At 59.3% G+C, this 2,971-nt stretch carries 4 protein-coding genes; 3 read left to right on the forward strand and 1 reads right to left on the reverse strand.

Translation table 11 applies throughout. From position 1 onward, the window contains the following. Positions 1-420: 420 nt before the first annotated feature. On the reverse strand, positions 421-891 hold the full coding sequence (locus tag NKH41_RS33880; protein WP_352648395.1) for a hypothetical protein: 471 nt from the start codon (positions 889-891) through the stop codon (positions 421-423). A gap of 284 nt (positions 892-1,175) precedes the next feature. On the opposite strand from NKH41_RS33880, the gene NKH41_RS33885 reads away from it, so the two are divergent. The 3 genes from NKH41_RS33885 to NKH41_RS33895 all read left to right on the forward strand — a co-directional run bounded on the left by NKH41_RS33885 (position 1,176) and on the right by NKH41_RS33895 (position 2,749). Then, entirely contained in the window at positions 1,176-1,418 is a 243-nt protein-coding gene (locus tag NKH41_RS33885; RefSeq protein ID WP_352771012.1) for a hypothetical protein, read from the forward strand. Positions 1,419-1,589: 171 nt separating this feature from the next. Further along, on the forward strand, positions 1,590-2,084 hold the full coding sequence (locus NKH41_RS33890; protein ID WP_352771013.1) for a hypothetical protein: 495 nt from the start codon (positions 1,590-1,592) through the stop codon (positions 2,082-2,084). A 293-nt stretch (positions 2,085-2,377) separates the two neighbouring features. Next, a complete protein-coding gene (locus NKH41_RS33895; RefSeq protein ID WP_023679031.1) occupies positions 2,378-2,749 on the forward strand; it encodes a hypothetical protein in 372 nt (123 codons plus the stop codon). Positions 2,750-2,971: the final 222 nt, after the last annotated feature.

Consider the following 2,971-nt stretch of genomic DNA (forward strand, 5'->3'; position numbering starts at 1 on the left):
GCGAGGAGGTCGCGTCGACCTTAATCAAGACGCTTCGGTGCGAGTGGATCCACGGCTTCATCGCCGACTTCTTCAACACTATCGGCCCATAGATTCTTTTTGCTGGCGTTGTCTCCTCGCTTCGAACGATTACCACCGGAAGGGTCTCCATTCCCCGTGGCGCCGACAACTCAAGGTGCATCGTCCGCTCACCCGTCGTATTTAGCCAACTGCCAAAAACGCCTTTAAGCCACGAACGTATTGCATCTTCGTCGGCGTCCCGAGTTATGACAACGTCAAGGCCGCTCCAGTAAGCCGATGTTGAAATCAATCCGTTAGGTGGTGACAAAGGACCGCCGATCGCATCAATACTAGACAGCCTCCTGGCTACATCTACCCATGAGATCAGTTCGGCGACTCGCAAGGAATCACGTACATTCATTAGGCAATTTCCCCTTCGAGGTATTTAGTGACCTGTTCAATGTAGCCAGTGAGATCAATTTCATCGGTCGCCTCGATTACTAACCCGTACCTCCAAGCCTGATGTGCATCGCACAACAAGAAGCGTTGGCCTCCGGAACCGTCGTTGAACCCTGGCACGCACCTATAATCTGCCTTAGGCGGCGCAGGCACCCTCGCCGCCGGCACTTTTAGGCGCGCGATCATTTTTGCGATCCCATGACTGAAGCCTTCAACATCTTCGGCTTTTTTTGTTGTCTCATGTCGAAATGGTATTTTTGCTGTCTTATTGAGAAGATATTTTAAGCCAACCTCGGCGGCATAAAAATGCAGAAGGTGTGCAGGACCCAAAGCCGGGATCTCTCCGCGCACCTTTGCCCGGCGTACCGCGGATGCAGTGCTGAGCAAATCGCGAAAGTTCCTACGGTGCTCGTCTTGAAGTACTTTCAGCATATGACGTTATTGCTTCTGTAATTTTACGATGTTTTCAGAAAAGCGCCTAGCGGTGCCGACTCGGGCTTAATGCCACCGGTGCACGATACACGAACAGAACGCGAGTTCCCAAGAGCCAAACACCTCACTCGACTTAATCGCCTCTTTCCGCTTCACTTCGGCCCATGTTGCGCCTGCGGAATCCGCAATGGCGCCTTCGGGAAGGTCTTTCCCACGCTAGGACCGTTCCTGATCCCAACGCCCCGCTGTTCGCATCGACCTGGCCATTGGCCGGAATAAACCAATTGTTTTCCCATGATGCGCTGGTTGCCTCGATCCAGGCGCGCGCAGACAGCCATGGCCGACCCTTCACGGCGGAAAAAGCGGCGATCTATGCCCCCCTGTCGATCTACTACGCCATTCTGCTTGTCGCGGTGATGCTGGCGATCTTGTATTTTTGCCGGGAGCGGCAGGGCACTGCTGTCGGAAGGCCGCTCAAAGGCCAGCCGAGTTGCCGGGCGGAGTCCTATCGTCTCTCGCCGCTTTAAGGTCTCAATCTCGTCCAATATCGGCGCCGCTCGAAATCCGCGACAGCGCTGCCGGAAAATCTTCCCTGCGATCAGACCATTCACGATATGGTTGATTTCGGCCCGCATAAGCCCACCTTTTGGGAGTACTCGTCCTGAAGTATCCTTAGGCGGCTTTGGGAGGAGATCTCAATGCGTTCCACCTTGGATACCATCGCCGCGATCGGCCTCGCCATCGGCGGCGCTTTCGGACTCGCCGGCACCTTCGTGGCGAGCGCCGCCCTTCGTGAAACGCTCTGGACGATCGACGGCGTGGCGCTCGTGGTGGCGACCGCGCTGCTGACGATGAAATATCAGCGCCAGGGCAATGACTGGGTGGCGGCTGGATTTTTGACCTTTCTCGCCGGCGAAAGCCTGCTGCTCTCCGGCAATGCGGCGGGGCTTGAGGCCAGCGTGCCCTCCTATGTCGGCGGTATCTCGCTTTGGGCGGCGGCGCTGGTCATGGTCAGCGCGCCGAAAACCTTCGCGCTATGGATGCGGCTGACCGCTCTCGTCGCCGCCGTGCTGTTTGTCGTGTCGGCAGGCATGATCCTCTGGAGTGCGCCCTTGCTGCCCACCTCGTCGCCTTTGCCCGCCGCCGGCTATCCCTGGTGCTCACATTCATCGGCTGGATCTGGACGCTGTTGAAGCCCGGGCGTTGAGCCCGGTCGGACCGCCCCCTCTCCGGCCGCTTCGCGGCCACCTCTCCCACTTTGTGGGGGCGAGGAACCCAGGTCTTGTGAGGCTTCGGCGATTGGCATTTCCTCGCCCCACGAAGTGGGGAGAGGTGGTTTGCGAAGCAAACCGGAGAGGGGTCTTCCTTGGCAACGCTGCGCTTTCGCGATGTGCAAATGGCGCACCCCCTTCCACCCATCCCGCCGCCATGCCATGTTCCCCCTCGCGGCCGGGCAGGCCGCTTCATTCCGGGGGGAATTGCAATGTTGTCCTATGCTTTCGCGCGCCGCGCCGTCGCGGCGCTTTGCCTTGCCGCACTATTTGCGCCCGTCGCGCATGCCGGCGATGTCACTTTCGAGATCAAGAACAGCCATCCGAACGCCATGCGCGTCGAGCTCTACAGCCAGGACCGCGATCATGTCTGGCCGGGCAACAATCAGGATTACTATCTCAACGACGGCGAGACCAAGGCGATCCCGCTGTCCTGCAGTGACGGCGAATCGATCTGCTACGGCGCCTGGGTCGACGGCGACGAGAACACCTATTGGGGCGTCGGCCCCGGCAATACGGAAAAGTGCGACGATTGCTGCTACACCTGCAGTGGCGGCGAGACCGAGGAAATCGATCTGGTTCCGTGACGTGGCAGATCTCCCCCCCTTGAGGGGGAGATGTCGCCAAAGGCGACAGAGGGGGTCGCCGCGCATAGAGCGCCAACCTGTTCTGCAGCAGCAGGCCGAGTCCGGTCGTGCCGACCCCCTCTGGCCGCTGCGCGGCCATCTCCCCCCACAATGGGCAGGGCTATTGCAGATGGAAAGCCGAGGCTTTCGCTCTACGACGTACCCCCACCCCTAACCCCTCCC

Source organism: Mesorhizobium sp. M1169 (assembly GCF_040318345.1).
In the GTDB taxonomy this organism is placed as follows: Bacteria; Pseudomonadota; Alphaproteobacteria; order Rhizobiales; family Rhizobiaceae; genus Mesorhizobium.